12 protein-coding genes are annotated in these 17,191 nt (G+C 61.0%); all 12 read left to right on the plus strand.

All coding sequences use genetic code 11. The annotated features are described in order from the left end of the window. Positions 1-1,462, plus strand: a 1,462-nt coding sequence (locus KHO31_RS24000; RefSeq protein ID WP_211624264.1) for a DUF2345 domain-containing protein, incomplete at its 5' end; no start/stop codon positions are given. Next, positions 1,459-3,213: an esterase/lipase family protein gene (locus tag KHO31_RS24005; RefSeq protein ID WP_211624266.1), complete on the plus strand. Its 1,755-nt coding sequence runs from the start codon at positions 1,459-1,461 to the stop codon at positions 3,211-3,213. The genes KHO31_RS24000 and KHO31_RS24005, both read left to right, overlap by 4 nt. Beyond that, positions 3,210-4,319 carry a T6SS immunity protein Tli4 family protein gene (locus KHO31_RS24010; RefSeq protein WP_211624268.1) on the plus strand — a complete coding sequence of 370 codons (1,110 nt, stop codon included), beginning with the start codon at positions 3,210-3,212 and terminating at the stop codon, positions 4,317-4,319. Before KHO31_RS24005 ends, KHO31_RS24010 begins: the two co-directional genes overlap by 4 nt. Positions 4,320-4,423: 104 nt before the next feature. Continuing rightward, on the plus strand, positions 4,424-5,506 hold the full coding sequence (locus tag KHO31_RS24015) for a T6SS immunity protein Tli4 family protein (protein ID WP_211624270.1): 1,083 nt from the start codon (positions 4,424-4,426) through the stop codon (positions 5,504-5,506). 104 nt (positions 5,507-5,610) lie between these two features. Further along, complete coding sequence (locus KHO31_RS24020) at positions 5,611-6,690, plus strand: T6SS immunity protein Tli4 family protein (RefSeq protein ID WP_211624272.1); 1,080 nt, start codon at positions 5,611-5,613, stop codon at positions 6,688-6,690. A gap of 71 nt (positions 6,691-6,761) precedes the next feature. Further along, entirely contained in the window at positions 6,762-7,013 is a 252-nt protein-coding gene (locus KHO31_RS24025; RefSeq protein ID WP_201082338.1) for a PAAR domain-containing protein, read from the plus strand. A gap of 10 nt (positions 7,014-7,023) precedes the next feature. After that, a complete protein-coding gene (locus tag KHO31_RS24030; RefSeq protein ID WP_201082340.1) occupies positions 7,024-8,262 on the plus strand; it encodes a hypothetical protein in 1,239 nt (412 codons plus the stop codon). Further along, positions 8,259-12,092, plus strand: a complete 3,834-nt coding sequence (locus KHO31_RS24035) for an ImcF-related family protein (protein WP_211624273.1) — start codon at positions 8,259-8,261, stop codon at positions 12,090-12,092. The genes KHO31_RS24030 and KHO31_RS24035 overlap by 4 nt, the downstream gene beginning before the upstream one ends. A gap of 12 nt (positions 12,093-12,104) precedes the next feature. Beyond that, positions 12,105-13,685, plus strand: a complete 1,581-nt coding sequence (tssA, locus tag KHO31_RS24040; RefSeq protein ID WP_236555790.1) for a type VI secretion system protein TssA — start codon at positions 12,105-12,107, stop codon at positions 13,683-13,685. A 15-nt stretch (positions 13,686-13,700) separates the two neighbouring features. After that, the gene (tssF, locus tag KHO31_RS24045) at positions 13,701-15,527 is read left to right on the plus strand and encodes a type VI secretion system baseplate subunit TssF (protein WP_201123797.1); all 1,827 of its coding nucleotides are present in this window, start codon (positions 13,701-13,703) and stop codon (positions 15,525-15,527) included. Next, positions 15,524-16,630, plus strand: coding sequence for a type VI secretion system baseplate subunit TssG (gene tssG / locus KHO31_RS24050; RefSeq protein ID WP_236071415.1), 1,107 nt, complete (start codon positions 15,524-15,526; stop codon positions 16,628-16,630). The genes tssF and tssG overlap by 4 nt, the downstream gene beginning before the upstream one ends. Before the next feature lie 15 nt (positions 16,631-16,645). Next, the gene (tssJ, locus tag KHO31_RS24055; protein ID WP_211624275.1) at positions 16,646-17,179 is read left to right on the plus strand and encodes a type VI secretion system lipoprotein TssJ; all 534 of its coding nucleotides are present in this window, start codon (positions 16,646-16,648) and stop codon (positions 17,177-17,179) included. The last annotated feature ends 12 nt before the right edge of the window (positions 17,180-17,191 follow it).

Here is a 17,191-nt window from a genome sequence, read left to right on the forward strand (position 1 = left end):
TGTCTCATCCAGTGGTGGCCGCAAGCAGGCGTATTCGAATACGTTTACGGCGATCCCGTCCGACCGGGTCTGGCGTACGCCGGTCATTCCGGCCGCGCGACCGGTCATCAACGGCATCCTGCCGGCACGCATCACATCGCCCGGGGACTACACGCGGGCGTACCTGACGGAGGAAGGCTGGTATGTGATCCGGCTGCCGTTCGACCTCGATACGTGGAGTCCGGGCGGCACGAGCCGCCCCGTGCGGCTTGCGAAGCCGTACAGCGGTGACAACTACGGCCATCACTTTCCGCTGATTGACGGCGCGGAGGTGGCGGTGATTCACACCGACGGGGATCCGGATCGACCCGTGATTATCGGGGCAATGCACGACAGCCTGCATCCGGATCTGGTCAACAACCTGAACCACACCCGTAACCTTATCCGTACCGTCGCGCAGAACGAGATGCGCATGGAGGACAGGGAAGGCCACGAGCACATCCATCTGACCACGCCGTTCCAGACCAGTGAGCTGAACCTGGGGCACATGGTCGACGGTGACCGCAAGGAGCGAGGACAAGGCGCGGAGCTGCGCACCGACGAACATGTGGCGGTACGGGGTGCGAAAGGTGTGCTGGTGTCAGCCGAAGCGCAACCCGGAGCCACCGGTCAGCAGCTTGACATGGAGCCGGGCATAGCACTCTTCGAGCAGGCACTGCAGCAGATGCAGGCCCTTGCTGACGCGGCCGAGGCTGCCCAGGCAGTCGCCGCTGATTATACGCAGCAAAAGGCACTCCTTGAGGACACGCTCAAAGACCTTAAAAAAGCCGGGATCCTTGTGAGCGCGCCGGCTGGTGTCGGGATCGTCTCAGGCGGGCATTTGCAACTGAGCGCGGAGCAGAACCTGATTGCGACCGCTGGCGGCAATGCCGACGTCGGCGTCATGAAGCGCCTCACGGTCGCTGCGGGTGATTTGTTGTCGTTCCTGGCTCAAAAGTCCGGCATAAAGATCTTCGCAGCGAAGGGCAAGGTGGAGATCCAGGCGCAGGGCGATGAGATGGCACTGGCTGCGCTGAAGGACATCACTATCAGCAGTACAGACGGCAGGCTTGTGTTGACCGCGGCCAAGGAGGTCTGGATCGGCGCAGGGGGATCGTACATCCGGATCAATGCCGAACGTATCGAAAACGGCACTCCGGGCGACATACTTGAGAAATGCGCGTACTGGGGCAAGCAAGGACCTCAAACGCAATCCCTTGCAGCGAACGGGTGGGAGGGAACCCCCTTCAATGAACATTTCCGCGTCCAGTTGCCCAACGGTGAAGCTGCGAAAAACAGGGCGTACATCCTGACCCGTGCCGACGGCGGCGAGATTCATGGCGTCACGGATGCAGAAGGCTTGATCGGCCTGCAGCAAGGCGTATCTGTGGAAGGTCTGCGCATTCGCTTTCCTAACTCATCCAATGGAGGGATCGCGTCATGAGCGATAGTGATCAAGCGAGGTACGCGCCTGGCGGCCTTGGGACTGACGGAGGGCATGAGTTCCGCTGGCAGTTGACCTCCACTCGATTCGCCGATCCGGTCATCCTGGAATTGCCGCCGGACCACGTGCTACCGGTGATCTTTGTGCCGGGCATTATGGGATCGAATTTGCGTGATACAGAGCAGAAGACTCCGGTGTGGAGGCTGGACGGTTTTGTTGGAGCGCCCGGAAAACTTGTGTGGGACATGTCCGGGAAGAACTCTGGAGAACGTCAGAAGGTGCTGGATCCTGCGAAGGTGGAGGTGGACCCGGGCGGCGCTGTGCCGAAACAACCAGCGGGATCAGTTTACGATCCGAAATCGTACACGGCTCGTGGCTGGGGGGAGGTTGGCGAGACTTCTTATAGTGGCTTTCTGGTTTGGCTTGAGCAGGTTCTCAATGGTCAGGGTTTTAACCCGGCGAAATGGCCGCAGTTTTCTTATGTTGCTGTTAGCGCCACTCCCGTGCCGGGTCACTCGCGCGACGTCCCGCCGTTGACAGGCGGCATCTGCATGTCTATGCGTCAGCTTGACGGGTTGTCAAAGCTGGCTGAGAAGGGCTCTGCTGATCTGTATTCCGATGATCTGATCGCACGCGCACGGTTTCGGATGCCAGTGTATGCGTGCGGCTATAACTGGCTAGACGACAATATCGTGGCAGCGCAGCATTTGAAAGATCGAATTGTTGCGGTGATCAAGGAAAACAACAGGCGCAAGTCGCGCTGTTCGCAGGTAGTACTGGTGACGCACTCGATGGGCGGTCTGGTGGCGCGGGCCTGTCAGCAACTTGACGGCGTGCACGAGTTGATCGCGGGTATCGTTCACGGTGTGATGCCGGCTATCGGAGCCCCGGTGGCGTATCGGCGTTGCAAGGTCGGCATGGCAGACGAGAGTCAACCTTCCTGGTTGCACCCGAACGACAAACTCAAGGCTCACGTGGGAGCTCGCACGATCGGGTACACCGGGCCCGAGATTACGGCCGTTTTCGCACAGGCACCGGGAGCGCTACAGCTATTGCCAACAGCTCAGTACCGTCCCGGGTGGCTCACCATTGACGGGCCGTCGGGAAAGTCCGTAGCGAGCGAACCTGGTACGGGTGACCCGTACCAAGACATCTATATGCGCGAGGACCGGTGGTGGGGATTGATCCGCAAGGAATGGCTGGCTCCTCAAGGCGGGACTGGCCTGAAATGGGGCGCATATTCATGGAACCTCAAATTTGCCAAGGATTTCCACGACTCCATAAAGGACGCCTATCACCCCAGTACCTACGTCTTCTACGGGAAAGACAAGGACGTGCCCAGCTTCGCGGGCGTGCACTGGAAACTGAAGCGTAGCATGCTTCCTCCCGACGCGAAGACGCCACCGACACCTCAACAGGTAAGTAATATGGGTTTTGGCGCCGTACGAGATGAAGGGGTTAATCCGCTTCATGTGGGAGGGGGGATCGCGGTGCTACCAGGTTTGGAGAGTCCCAATGTTGTGAATACGAGCTATTGGGATCTCGTTTGTGCGAAACAGGACGGCGGCGGCGACGGTACGGTGCCGGCCAACTCGGGAGCATTCCCCGTTCATAGTGGTGGAGCATCGATTAAGCAGCAGTTCGGCTTGACCGGCATCGAGCACGAGCCAGCCTATCAAGACCATACCGCACAACTGGTCACGCTGTATGCACTGCAGAAGATCGCCTCAAAGGCTAAGGCGGATACATGAGACGAACCCTCCAAGCAGCAGTAACTGTTGTGATGGTTGCATTGTTGCTGGGATGCGGTCCCACTGAGAAGGAAAAGAAAGTGATCGAAGAATTGACCTCAAACATGAAAACGGTCTGCATGGGTCGGCTCATGATGGACGTCCCACAAGACGGAAATGTCGGTGGACGTGTCAAGCTGTTTTACGGCTTGGACGAGAGTTTCAAGACTGTTGATGTTTCAATCGAAGCGCCCGATAGCACGGTGGAGTCGATGAGAGCGACGGTAGACGCTGAGGCCGAGAAGATCGACAAGGGTGACAAGAACTGGAAAACCAAGGGGTCGATGTTGATCGACTATCGTGTGATCGATAATCGCACGCTTTACCTGCGGCAATATGGTGCGCTTACGAGCGCGGCTGGCAGCAAACACGAATTGCATCTGCTGGTTGGAAAGACGCAACTCGTGCTAACCGCCGATTCCTATGAGGGAGTCCCCGAGGCAGGGCGATTCGAGCCAGGGGGCAAGGTAGAGTCGCCGGAGCAGGTGGCTGCCCGACTGTTAAAGATCGCACGCGAGGTCCGCGCGTACGACAACCCTGAGAAAGCCGGTCCGGGCTACTGCCTCGGACCGGTCGTGATCGACAGCGACCAGGATGAAGAAGAGGGGAACACCTACATGACCCTCGACCGGTATCCGGACTTTCTCCTGACAACCTATAGCAGAGGACTCGTGCCAGATCAACCTTCGGATCAATTGGCGCAGCGCGTCAAGGCTACCGAGGGTTTCCCGGAAATCCATGTGTTTCGAAACCGGGATGCAACGCTGGGAGGAATGAAGGCGCACGAGTGGTTGGCTAGGAGGACGGACAGCGACCATGACGACATCACGCTACTAAAATTTGTGGCGGAATCGATGCGTCCTGATCCAGCGCTGATGCGGCCTTATTTGAATATCAACCTCAATACAGGGGGGCAGTTGACTCGTGGGCCCGAGGCGGGGACGTATGTCAGTTCTTCTCTAACGCCCAAGGAAGCGATGGGCCTGTGGGACGCCATGATTCCCTCGATCCGCTTGAGACCGGATGCGATGCGTCTGAAGGGGAACGGAAACTGGACGTCGCCTTGAAGCGAGCCTGCCTGTCATGGTCGAACCGCACACCTCGTCGCACTGTACTCGCTGCCGAAAATCGCGGCACAGTCGGGCGCATGAGGCGAGTCGCCGCCATAGCAATGGCCTCCATCGTCGTTGCAATGTTGCTGGGATGTGGTCCCACCGCCAAGGAGAAGAAAGTGATCGAAGACTTGACCTCGAAAATGAAGACGGTTTGTGTTGGCCGGTTCCTGATGAACGTTCCGCACGACGTGAAAATTAATGGACAAGTCAAACTGTTTTACGGCCTGGACGAGGCTTTCAAAACTGTTGATGTCTCGATCGAAGCGCCCGAGAGCACGGTGGCGACGATGAGAGCGACAGTAGACGCTGAGGCGGGGAAGGTGAACAGTGACAAGAATTGGATGACAAAAAAGTCTATGTTGCTCGAGCATCGGGCGATTGACGATCATTCCATTTACCTAAGAAAGCAATATTCGTTCGAAAGCGAGGCTGGCAGCAAACACGAATTGCATCTGCTGGTGGGAACAACGCAACTCGTGTTAACTGCCGATTCTTATGAGGGAGTCCCCGATGCGGGGCGCTTCGAGCCAGGGGGCAAGGTGGAGTCGCCGGAGCAGGTGGCTGCTCGACTGTTAAAGATCGCACGCGAGATCCGTGCGCATGACACCGCTGAGAACGCGGGACCGGGCTACTGTCTTGGGCCAGTCGTGATCGACAGTGACCAGGACGAAGAAGAGGGAAACGCCTACATGACCCTCGACCGGTATCCGGACCTTCTCCTGACAACCTATAGCAGAGGACTCGTGCCAGATCAACCTTCGGATCAATTGGCGCGGCGTGTTAAGGCTACCGAAGGTTTCCCGGAAATCCACGTGTTTCGAAACCGGGATGCAACGCTGGGAGGAATGAAGGCACACGAGTGGTTGGCTCGGAGGACGGACAGCGACCATGACGACATCACGCTACTAAAATTTGTGGCGGAATCGATGCGTCCTTATCCAGCGCTGATGCGGCCGTATTTGAATATCAACCTCAATACAGGGGGGCAGCTGACTCGTGGGCCCGAGGTGGGGACGTACGTCAGTTCTTCTCTAACGCCCAAGGAAGCGATGGGCCTGTGGGACGCCATGATTCCCTCAATCCGCGTGAGACCGGATGCGATGCGTCTGAAGGGGAACGGAAATCGGACGTCGCCTTGAAGCGAGCCTGTCTGTCATGGTCGAACCGCACACCTCGTCACGCTGTACTCGCTGCAGAAAATCGCGGCACAGTCGGGCGCATGAGACGAGTCTCCGCCATAGCAATGGCCTCCATCGTCGTTGCAATGTTGCTGGGATGTGGTCCCACCGCCAAGGAGAAGAAAGTGATCGAAGACTTGACCTCGAACATGAGAACGGTCTGCATGGGTCGGTTCGTGATGGGCATCCCGAAAGAGGGAAAAATTGGTGGGCGTGTCAAGTTGTTTTACGGTCTCGATGAGAGCTTCAAGACAGTCGATGTTTCAATCGAATCTCCTGACAGCACGATGGCGTCGATGAGAGCGACATTAGACGCTGAGGCCGAAAAGACTGACAGGGATGACAAGAACTGGAAGACAAAAAAGTCCATGTTGCTCGAGTACAGAGTAATTGACGATCACACGATCTACCTGAGGAAGCAGGACTCGATCGAAAGCGCGGCCGGCAGCAAACATGAATTGCACCTGCTGGTGGGAACAACACAACTCGTGTTAACTGCCGATTCTTATGAGGGAGTCCCCGATGCGGGGCGCTTCGAGCCAGGGGGCAAGGTAGAGTCGCCGGAGCAGGTGGCTGCTCGACTGTTAAAGATCGCACGCGAGATCCGCGCGTACGACACCCCTGAGAAAGCCGGTCCGGGCTACTGCCTCGGACCGGTCGTGATCGACAGTGACCAGGACGAAGAACAGGGGGATAGCTATATGACGATCGACAAACACCCAGACCTTCTCCTAACCGCCTATAGCAAGGGGCTCACGCCAGATCAACCTGATGATCAACTGGCGCAGCGCGTAAAGGACGCAGCCGATTATTCGCAAATTCATGTGCTTCGCAACGGAGATGTGGCGCTGGGTGGAATGAGAGGGCACGAATGGATAGCGCGGGTCACTGATGAACACGACGATACGCTGCTTTGGCTCGTCGCGGAATCGATGCGCTCTGATCCCGCGCTCGTGCGGCCGTATCTCTCTGTCAATGTTCACACGGGCGGACAGCTAGTCAGAGGACCGGATGCCGGGACGTACGTCAGTAGCTCTCTAACACCCAAGGAAGGGATGGCACTGTGGGATGCCATGATTCCCTCGATCCGCTTGAGACCCGATGCGATGCGTCTGAACGGGAACGGAAACCGGACGTCGCCTTGAAGCGAGCCTGTCTGTCACGGTGTGAACCGCACACCTCGTCACTTTGTATAGCTATTTGAAGAGAAAAAATCATGGCAGAACTTATTCGCCTAGGCGATGCGACGGACCACGGCGGCAAGGTCATCAGTGCGTCGCTGACGATGGACTACGACGGGCGCCCCCTTGCGCGCAAAGGAGATGAGGTCAGTTGCCCAAAGCATCCCGAAGTGCGCCCCAACCTGATCATCGATGGCGATGAGTCAACGACCGACGACGGTGTGCCGCTCGCGCGACATGGCTACCGCGCCATGTGCGGGTGCCGGTTGATCTCAAGCCTCATCTGAAGAGTAAGTCATGGCGGTAGAACTTCCTGTATCCAAGCTCGGTGGAGCGACGCCCACGCCACCTCGTCCGTTCGTGTGGCTGACGCTGTTCGTCGTTTTTATGCTGGTTGGGGTCGTTAGCACCTTGTTGTTGTGGCCTAAGACTGAACCAACTGGCTCGCTATGGTTCTGGACCCGGCTGCTTGTGCTCCCTGCCCTGGCGTGGTGTATCGCATTTGGCCTACGTCTGCACTATTTTGATGAAGAGAACGATCGACTCCGCGCGGAAGAAGAAACAACCGAGGTGGATCGCGCTACCGCGCTACGGTTCGCGCAGGAACCTCTTGCTGTGCTTGGGTTCGCCTATATCAGTGCGCTGGGCCGGGCCAATGCGGGTGGCCGAATCGTTCTCGGAGAGAAAGCTCTCGCTGCAGTAACGCCGCACTCTGGTGGTAAGGCGATCCGACACACTGCTGTGAAAGTCTCGGTCAAAGACAAGGATCCCGAACGATATCGTGCATGTTTCGTCGACCTGCTTGAGCAGATGTCTAAAGTCCTAGCCGAAATTCCCTGCACAGTACCCCTGAACGTTCGCCTCCATTTGCCCGAAAATATTGATAAGAAGCGCTTGCTTGATCTGTGGAAAGCGTGCTGGCGCCAGGCTGAACGCCGTTCTGCGCCAGCTTCATTGCTTTCGGGTGATCAGGGAGTGATGGCGCTCGACGAGTGGCTGGACATTAAAGGCGGCCCTACGCTCGAAAAGTTCACCTTGTTTGTTTCTGTCCAGTTGCACGACAAGCCGCCCGAAAACAGCGCGGAAGCCGCGGTTGCAATCCTGCTGGGATGGGCGCCGCTGGCGGAGCGACGTGGCCTGAGGCCGCTCGGCATGCTGCATCGGCCGGTCGAGACGGGCGATTTGCCATTAAACGGCGCGATATCGAAAGCATTGCTTTGGGGCAAAGCGGACGCGGCCCAGATCAACAATCTTTGGCAAGCTGGACTGGAAAAAAATGACAAACCGGCGTTGATCAACAGCGCGTCGGATCTTTCACTCGGCCTTGCAAAGGCCGACGACTTTGCCGGTATCCATGACCTCGACGTCGCTTTGGGTTGCCCCGGCATTGCCGCCGGATGGCTCGCGACGGCCCTTGCAATTGAACACGCAGCGCAAACCAACGGGCCCCAACTAATCGCATGGCGGGAAGGATCGTTGCGGCTCGCTATTGCACAACCAATGACACCAGCAGGTGAAGCGGAATCCAGAGCATGAGTGGACGCAAGATTTCGGGATACTGGATTTTCGTTATCGCCGCCACGGCGACAGGCGTGATTCTCGTTTACTTTTTCGGTGCCAGCCTCGACCCCTCGCCTTTCCGTCGCATTGGCGGTGTGGTTATGGTGGGTGCCTTTTTGGTGCTTCTACGCGCTCACTTCTCCGCGGCATGGCGGTTCGCCGCTAGACACGCACCGGGTCGCAAGCCGGACCGGTATCAACGCGATCCCATGGCCAGAGTCGGTGCCGGAGGACAACAGAACAGTGCTCTTGTCGCGAATCGCCTCGACAGCCTCCGCATGACCCTGCAGGACCGCCACGGCTGGCGCTGGCGATATCGCGACCGTTGGGTCGTGGTGGCTGGAGACGAGCCGCTTGTCGAGAGACTGGCGCCAGGCCTGACCGCGGCCGGGTACGCAATCGCGGGCAACACCGTGCTCCTGTACGCAAACCAGATTGGTGAGCGATTCGACAAAACGTGGCTCGACCAGATCCGCCGTCTGCGCCGGCGTCGCCCGGTTGACGCCATCGTGGGGGTCGTGCGGACAGAGACTTCGGGCAGCCAGCCATTAGACGGGGAGCGCACAGCGCAGCGGCTTGCGCGCCATGCCCGTGCACTGCGCTGGGCTGCGCCGGCTTATCTGCTGAATGCGACGGACTTCGGCATCGACACCACCGGGCCGGACGAGGTGATCGGTTGTACGTGGTCAAACGCGCGGACCCGCCTGGAAGAGATCTACGGCTCATTGCGTGCTCTTTCGACCGATCTGGCTGATGCGGGCGTCGTCCGTCTCACGAAAGATCGGACAGACCGGTATGCGGGAGAATTGTCCGAACACATCGCGCGATATGAGCGATTGTTATCCGAACTAGTCGTGCAGATTGGCCAGTCGCGTATCTGGCGCAGTGCCGTGCATGGCGTACTATTTGCCCCCCTCTTCAAGGAGCGCACTGCAACGGCTGTTGACGCCGCGAGGGATGAGGAAAAAACGAATGACGATGCAACCGTTGACGGCCCACAGAGCCATGTTGAGGAACATGCCGTCCCCCGTGGCGTCTGGCAGACGATCGCTGAGCACAGCCGCCACATCCACGGCCGCCGCTTCGGCTTCTCGTTCTCGACGACCGCCGCGTGGATAGCGACCGCGCTGGTTGGCCTATGGATCGCGGGCACCATGCTGTCGGGCTTCACGAACCGCTCGGCGATTGCGGGCGCCGCCAACACGGCTTCGAACCTCTCGACCATACAAGACCCTACCCAGGCCGCGTTAGCCCTCGACGCCCTGCAAAAGCAGCTCGACACCCTCGAAGTCCGCCAGCGCGACGGCGCACCTTGGTACACCCGCTTCGGTCTGAACCGCGGCGCGGCACTCTTCGCTATGCTGTGGCCAAGCTACGAAAGGGGAGCAAGCAGCATTGTCGTCACTCCCATACGCGCGAAGCTTGAAGAGCGCCTGCGGCAGCTCGCGTCCCTGTCGGATGCGGAAATTGCGAGCGGCGGGGCTGCACAGATCAAGTCGGCGTACGACACGCTAAAGACGTACCTGATGCTCGCGAAGCCTGAACATGCCGATGCGAAATTCCTCACGCCGCAACTGTTCGCTACCGGCGAGCCGACTCGCCCGGTCGACTCGACCCTGAGCGAAGGAGCATGGCAGGATCTGCGTCAGCATCTCGTGGTGTTCTACGCGAACCACCTCGGACAACGCGTATCAGCCATCGGCACGTCGCTCGTGATCATCGCTGACGCATCGCTCGTCGGCGGTACGCGACAGACGGTCATCGGCGTGAGAGGCATCCAGAACTCGACTGACACCCTCTATCAGCAAATCATCGATGACGCAAAGCCCAAGTATCCGCCGGTGTCCCTTTCGACGCTGTTGGGCGACACCAGCAGTCGGGGGCTGTTCAGCACAACAGCGACCGTACCGGGCGTTTTCACACGCGCAGCCTGGGATGAACGGATTTCGAAAGCAATCGACGAGGCGAGCGAACAGAGCAGCGTCGCCGGAGACTGGGTACTGTCCGACACCCGCACCAGTTCGCCAGCGACGGCGTCGCTGAAAGCCGAGCTACGGCAACGCTATTTCGACGATTACGCACGCGCATGGCAGGAGTTCCTAAACAACATCCGCTGGCAGCCGACACCAACGCTCTCCGGCACGGTCGATCAGTTGACGCTGCTCGGCGATCCGCAACGCTCGCCGCTCGTCGCGTTGATGAATGTCGTTGTGTACCAGGCTGGCGCCGGCGCAACGACACAATCGCTCTCGGACACGCTGCTCAGCAAGGCGCAACAACTCGTCGGTACCGACGAAAAGGATCCCTCGAAGGTTGCCCAGCCGCAAAACGTTGCACCGCTCGCTGCCGCCTTCGGTCCCCTGTTGCGGCTGACGGGCAGCGATCTGGCCACCGGAAGCGCCAGCAACGGCAAGGCCTCTGTGCAGATGGCCGCGACAGGCGATCTGAGCCTTGCGCGTTTCCTGGAACGCGTAACCGCAATGCGCCTGAAGCTGCAGCAGATCATGATGAGCAACGACCCGGACGCAATGTCACGCGCCGCGGCACAAGCCGTGCTGCAGGGCAAGACCTCAGACATCGCCGACAGCCGCGACTACGCAAGCCGCGTGGCTGCGAGTCTAGGCCAGCAATGGGCGGGCTTCGGCGACCTGTTCCAGCAGCCGCTCGATCAGACGTGGCAGGTCGTGCTACAGCCGGCGGCCTCGAGCCTGAACGACACCTGGCGCACCGGCATTCTCACCGACTGGAATCGGAGCTTCGGTGGCCGCTACCCGTTCGCCGACTCCGACAACGATGCCTCGCTACCTGAAATGGCCCGCTTCATGCGTCCCGACAGTGGCGTAATCACCCAGTTCGTAACAACGCAGCTTGCGGGCGTCGTCGAGCGCCAGGGTGACCGTTGGGTAGCCGCGCAGGGATCAGGCCATAACTCGCTGACGATCGACCCGGCCTTCCTCACCGCGTTGAACATGCTCATGCGCGTGTCGACCTCGCTCTTTCCATCTGGCGATGCGCGCGTGCGCTTCGAACTGCGCGCAGTGTCGATGCCGGGCGTCACCGACATGAAGTTCGTGCTGTCGGGTCGGGAGCTGCATTACTTCAACCAGAAGGAAGAGTGGGCGCCGTTCATCTGGCCGGGCGACACACTGGAGAACATCTCGCGCATCGAATGGCAAACGCAGGACGGTGGCCTGCGCTCGGCCCTCGATACGCAGGGCCGGTTCGGGCTGATCCGGCTGCTCGAACGCGCGACGGTCACGTCGCAGGACAACGCGCGCTATCTGCTTGCCTGGACGCCGGACCAGAGTCAGGGCATCCCGCTGAAAGTGCAACTGCGCAGCGAAGCCGGGGCGGGGCCGCTCGACGTGCTCGCCCTCCGGCACTTCTCCCTGCCGCAGCGGATTTTCCTGACGGGGCAGCCAAACGGCGCCCAGAGGCAGGCGCTCAGCGGGCTTCCGCCACTGCCGGCAGCGATGCTGGAATCAGCAAGGCTTGCGGAGGTGCCGCTCCCCTCGGGCTGGCCAAGCGGCATCAGCCAGATCGGCAACGCTGACACCGTCTCTCTGAATACAAGCCCCCATCCGGCAGCAACGGTCAGTGCACCGAAGCAGGCCCAGCAGGTCACGCCTAAAGTCACGGAAAGCCGCGCAAAGCCTGCGGCCAGCGAGGCGGCAGCGGTGACGGCGACGTCGATGGAATCCAGCGAGGGCAGGCCGCTGTCCGATTCGAAGCCCCCCCGGGCACGCCGGTCGAAAGCGGGAGTGACCCGCGCGAATGGTCTGCTGGCCGATGCATTTGTTTATTGAGGTCAACCGGTGCTGACTCATTTCGTCAAGAATCTGCTGGGCACGAACCCGGCTCCTTCGTTGCCTCCCGCACGGGCCGACATCTGGTCGTCGTGGCTCGTGCCATTTCCCGGGGAACATCCCTGCGGCCGCGATCCCGGTTACGAGGACGCGTTCTTCGAACTGAAGGACGAAGCCGCGAAGCTCGGGGACATAGATGACGCCCTGATCGTGCGTTCGTGCGAGCAGTTGATCAGAGAAACGGGCAAGGATCTGCGCGTGGCCGGCTACTACACCTTCGCGCGATTACGCCAGGACGGACCGGCGGGCTTTGCGGACGGCCTGGAACTGATCGCGGCGTTGGTCGATCGCTTTGGCGATGCGCTGCTGCCGGCACGTGCCGAAACGAAGAAGGGTGCGCTTGAGATACTCGCGACCACGCGCATGGTCGATCTGCTCGAAAGCCGGGGCGAGTTCGTGCCGGCAGACCTTGAGCGCGCGATCGCGGCGCTCGACCTGCTCGTCATGCGTACCGGCGAGTGGCCCGAAGCGGCGCGTCCGAACCTGCAGCCGCTCGTCGCACGCTTTGAACGCAACGGCGAGTCGTCGCGCAGTGCCGATCAGGATGCGGACTCACCCCAGCAGGCAGCGCAAGGCGCCACGGGCAAGGCAACAGGCACCGTGTCTTCAACGCGCGATCTGCTCGATCAGGCGCGCACGATGGCGACATGGCTGCGCGATCAGGAAAACGGCTACCTGCCGTCAGTGCGGCTCGTGCGCAGCGTGCGCTGGGACACGCTGCACGAGGTGCCGCCCGCCGACGTGCAGTTCCGCACGCGCCTCGTCCCCCCGCGCGCTGAACTGCGCCAGCAGATGAAGCGGCTCGTGTTGCAGAAGCACTGGCACGAACTGCTCGAACGGGTCGAAGGCGCATTCATGGAAGGCGTGAATCACCTGTGGTTCGACCTCCAGTACTTCCAGCACGTCGCGCTCGACCATGTCGGCGCACCGTATCACGCCTGGCGCGAACTGTTGCGGGCTGACTTCGCGCTCTTTCTTGAACGCCTGCCCGGCGTCGAACGGCTTGCCTTCAACGACGGCACCCCGTTCGCGGACGACACCACGCTCGAATGGATCGCCCGGCACGCGGTCGTACGCAACCTCGAAGCGGGCGAGACGGTCGCGCCACTACCGGTCTCGACCGACAGCGACAACGATGCGACCGGTGACTGGCCCGAGATCGAGGCACAGGCGAGAGATCTCGCCGCGAGCCAAAGCCTCGAGGCCGCGTTCGTGTGGCTGGAAGCGCTCCCCGGCCTAAGGACCGAACGCCAGCGCTATCTGCAACGTTTCGTGATGGCACGCATCGCTGATCACGCAGGCCGCACTGATGCCGCGTTGCCGCTGCTGACCGAACTCGATGCCGCCACGCAAACGGTGCCGCTCGTACGCTGGGAGCCGGCGCTCGCCTTTGAGGTGAAGCGCCAACTGATCAAGGCGCTCAAGGCGATGAGCAACCGCAAGGACGCGGACAGGTCCACGCTCGCCCGCCGCATCGACCAACTCCAGGGCGAGCTGACGGTGCTCGACCCTGCGCGAACCCTCGCGCTATAACAACGACGAGTTTCCATGGACCAAGACGATTCAATCCTGCGCTACTACGAAGCCGAAATGCGCTACCTGCGTGAGTCCGGCAAGGAATTCGCGCAGGCACATCCCGACCGCGCGCGCATGCTCAACCTCGATCGCGTCGGCGATCGCGATCCCTCCGTCGAACGACTTTACGAAGGCTTCGCGTTCCTGACGGGGCGTCTGCAGCAGAAACTCGACGACGAACTGCCTGAGCTGACCGAGGGGCTGGTGAGTCTGCTGTGGCCGCACTATCTGCGCATGATTCCGTCGCTGTCGATCGTGGAACTGTTTCCGCTTGCCGAAAAGCTGCAGAAAACGGAAACGGTGCCCGCCGGCGTGCCGGTACGCTCGGCGCCGATCGTGACGCCACCGCCGCCCGGCATGGAAGGCACGACACCGAAAACGGTGCAATGCGTCTACCGTACGACGCAAGCGGTGGCGCTCCAACCGGTGCGCCTCGCGCATGCGGGACCTGACGTGCGCCACGACGGCCGTTCGGTGATCCGGCTGCGCTTCGACATCGACCACTCGGCGCAGCGTGAAGCGACCGATCTGTCGAGGCTGCGCCTATACCTGAACGCGGATCTGCCGACGGCGTTCGCAATGCACCTCGCGCTCACGCGCCAGGTCGACTCGATCGACTGGCGCATTCCTGAGGCACATCAGGATCGGGCGGCCGGCCAGGCACGTCTGCTGGAAGGCGTGAGCGTCGAACCCGCTGGCTTTACCACTGAAGAGCGCCTGTGGCCAAAAGCAGAAGCCGCCTTCTCCGGCTACCAGCTGCTGCTCGAATACTTCACGTTCCGCGAGAAGTTCCTGTTCGTTGATCTGTGCGGTCTGGATATCGCGAAGCTGCCGGCCAACGCGTTCAGCTTCGAACTGGAAATCCTGCTCAAACACAGCTACCCGTCCGGCCAGCGCTTCACGGCGGAGAACGTGCGGCTCTTCTGTACGCCGGTCATCAACCTGTTTTCGCTCGACGCCGAACCGATTGACGTCACCCACCACGAGACGGAATACCGGGTCGTGGCCGCCGGCCACCAGGGGGCCAACGTCGAAACCTACTCGGTCGACGCGATCGAATCGTTCGATCACGCCAGCGCGCAGCGTTACGAGTATGTGCCGTTCGCCACGTTCCGGCACCGCGGCGGGATGCTGCGGCATGAGGCACCGGAGCGGTACTTCCATACCCGTGTCAGGCAGGGCGTGACAGGCCTGCGTGACACGTGGGTCATCCTCGGCGGCCACGCGTGGGAGTCGATGGAAGATCTGCCGGCGGAAAACCTGTCGCTACGTGTGACGGGCACGAACGGCATGCTGCCGCGAAAGGGTCTGCGCGAAGCGAGCATCAACGAACTGGGTGAGAGCACGCCGAACGTTTCGGCCGTGCGCAATCTGGCCGCACCGACGCTGCCGCTTTATCCGCCCACCGGCGACCGCTTCCAATGGCGGGTGCTGTCGCACCTTGCGCCGAACTTCCTGTCGATGATGGACGCGGAAGTGCTGCGTGGCGCACTGGCGCTCTATGACTGGACCCACGACGAGCTGAATCGCCGCCGCCTCGCAGGCATCCTGCACGTGTCGGAGGAACTGCTCGAAGAGGTATCGGGTGGTTCGGTTGAACGGGGTGTGCTGATCGAGGTCACGCTCGACAGTCATGCATTCGCGGGCGAGGGCGACGTGATGCTGTTCGGTGAACTGCTGCACCGGTTCTTCGCGCTGTATGCGGAAATCAACCTGTTCACGAAGCTCGCGATCGTGAGTCTGCCGTCGCAGCAACGCACTGAATGGCCGCGCAGCAAGGCGCTGCGCTCCCCGCTATGAAGCTCAGAGCACTACCTGACCTGGAGCCGCTGGTCGCGTCGCTGCTCGCACGCGCTCCGATGATGAACTTCATGCAGTTGTGTCGGCTGCTCGAAGTGCGCGTACCGGAGGATCCCGACTTCGGCACGCGTGACACGCCCGAACACGAACCCGTACGATTCCGCCCGCGAGCTCGGGTCGGCTTTCCTGCCGGCGAAATCGCCTCAGTCGAGTTCGACGAGGCGGATTTCACACACGGACCCGGCGTCCCGCCGACCGTGCGCACGACGTTCATGGGTCTGTACGGCGTGGACGCGGCAATGCCGTCGCATATGATCGACGACATCGTGCTGCGAACGGAAGGACACGAAGCGCTCGAAGCGTTTCTCGACCAGTTCAATCACCGGTTTGTCACGCTGCTGTATCGCGCGTGGAAGAAGTATCGCTACCCGATCGGCTTCCGTCCTGGCGGCACCGATGCCCATTCGCGCAAGCTGCTGTCGCTGGCAGGTTTCGGCTGGGGTGAGAAACCCGCGCGCGCCGGATTGCCCGATTCGCGCGCACTCGCGCTGCTGGGACTGCTGATCCAGCGCACGCGCACGCCGGAAGGTCTTGCCGGAGTCGTCGCACTCGCCGTGCCCGGTGTGGACGTTCGTGTCGACGAGTTCTTCCCGACCCTCAAGGGCGCGGGCAAGCCTCAACCGCTCACGTCCGCGGGCAGTGCCGGCAGCGCACAGGGCAACGGCAGGCGCCGGGGCATCGGTGGCGGCTACGTGCTGGGCACGCGCCTCGCGTACCGGAGCCGGGCTGCCCGCGTGACATTGCGGCCAGCGAGTGCGGAACAGGCTCACGACCTGTTGCCCGGCGCGTGGCTGCATCGCGAGCTGATGGCCTTTATTCGCCTTTACGCGGGTACGAAGGCCGACGTGTTCCTGCGCATGGAAGTGTCGTCGCGAATCGCACCCGCGCCGCAAATCGGCACGGCGCACGATGGTCCGGCGCCGCGTCTTGCGTGGACCACGGTCCTGCCTTCAGGCGACGAACGTCTGATCATCATTCCGCTCGGTTCTTATGAAGCATTTCCGGCGCCGGGACCGAACCCATTCCTCGCGTCACCCGCCTGAATCTGGAGTACCTCTATGCCCATCCGTTTAACCACGATCGTCCTTGCCGCCAGTCTGCTGCTCAGTGCATGCGGTGCGTGGCAGAGTGTGTCGGACTCGACCTCGAGCGCGTATCACGCGGTCTTCTACAAACAGGTCAAGGTGCTGAACGTCGACCTGACCGCGCGTGGCTCGGTCAATCCCGACGAAGCGATGCGATCCACTTCGGTCGCAGTGCGCGTGTACCAGCTCAAGGATCGAAAGCGCTTCGACAAGGCGTCGTATGACGATCTGCTGAAGAACGACAAGACCGTCCTCGCCCAGGATCTGCAGGCCAGCATTGCGACGGTAGTCAGTCCGGGCGCTTCCGCTAGCGTGTCGCAGCCGATGCAGCCCGACACGGAATACGTGGGCATCGTGGCGTTCTACCGTGACCCGGATTCGAATGGGACCTGGCGTCGTGTGGTCCCGAAGAAGAAACTGTCGGCAGATGTGCCACTGAAGCTCGAACTGGTCGACCGGGAGCTGGTCGCGTTGAGCGACGTGGCAAAAGAAAGGCCTACGCAGTGAGGCGGGCGGCGC

Origin of the sequence: Paraburkholderia domus (assembly GCF_905220705.1) — a bacterium.
Taxonomy (GTDB): Bacteria; Pseudomonadota; Gammaproteobacteria; order Burkholderiales; family Burkholderiaceae; genus Paraburkholderia; species Paraburkholderia domus.

Excerpts from the sequence above, each read along its gene's own strand:
- tssJ (WP_211624275.1), top strand. The coding sequence starts at position 16,646 with ATGCCCATCCGTTTAACCACGATCGTCCTTGCCGCCAGTCTGCTGCTC.
- tssF (WP_201123797.1), top strand. The coding sequence starts at position 13,701 with ATGGACCAAGACGATTCAATCCTGCGCTACTACGAAGCCGAAATGCGC.
- KHO31_RS24020 (WP_211624272.1), top strand. The coding sequence starts at position 5,611 with ATGGCCTCCATCGTCGTTGCAATGTTGCTGGGATGTGGTCCCACCGCC.
- KHO31_RS24030 (WP_201082340.1), top strand. The coding sequence starts at position 7,024 with ATGGCGGTAGAACTTCCTGTATCCAAGCTCGGTGGAGCGACGCCCACG.
- tssG (WP_236071415.1), top strand. The coding sequence starts at position 15,524 with ATGAAGCTCAGAGCACTACCTGACCTGGAGCCGCTGGTCGCGTCGCTG.
- KHO31_RS24015 (WP_211624270.1), top strand. The coding sequence starts at position 4,424 with ATGGCCTCCATCGTCGTTGCAATGTTGCTGGGATGTGGTCCCACCGCC.
- KHO31_RS24035 (WP_211624273.1), top strand. The coding sequence starts at position 8,259 with ATGAGTGGACGCAAGATTTCGGGATACTGGATTTTCGTTATCGCCGCC.
- KHO31_RS24025 (WP_201082338.1), top strand. The coding sequence starts at position 6,762 with ATGGCAGAACTTATTCGCCTAGGCGATGCGACGGACCACGGCGGCAAG.
- KHO31_RS24010 (WP_211624268.1), top strand. The coding sequence starts at position 3,210 with ATGAGACGAACCCTCCAAGCAGCAGTAACTGTTGTGATGGTTGCATTG.
- KHO31_RS24005 (WP_211624266.1), top strand. The coding sequence starts at position 1,459 with ATGAGCGATAGTGATCAAGCGAGGTACGCGCCTGGCGGCCTTGGGACT.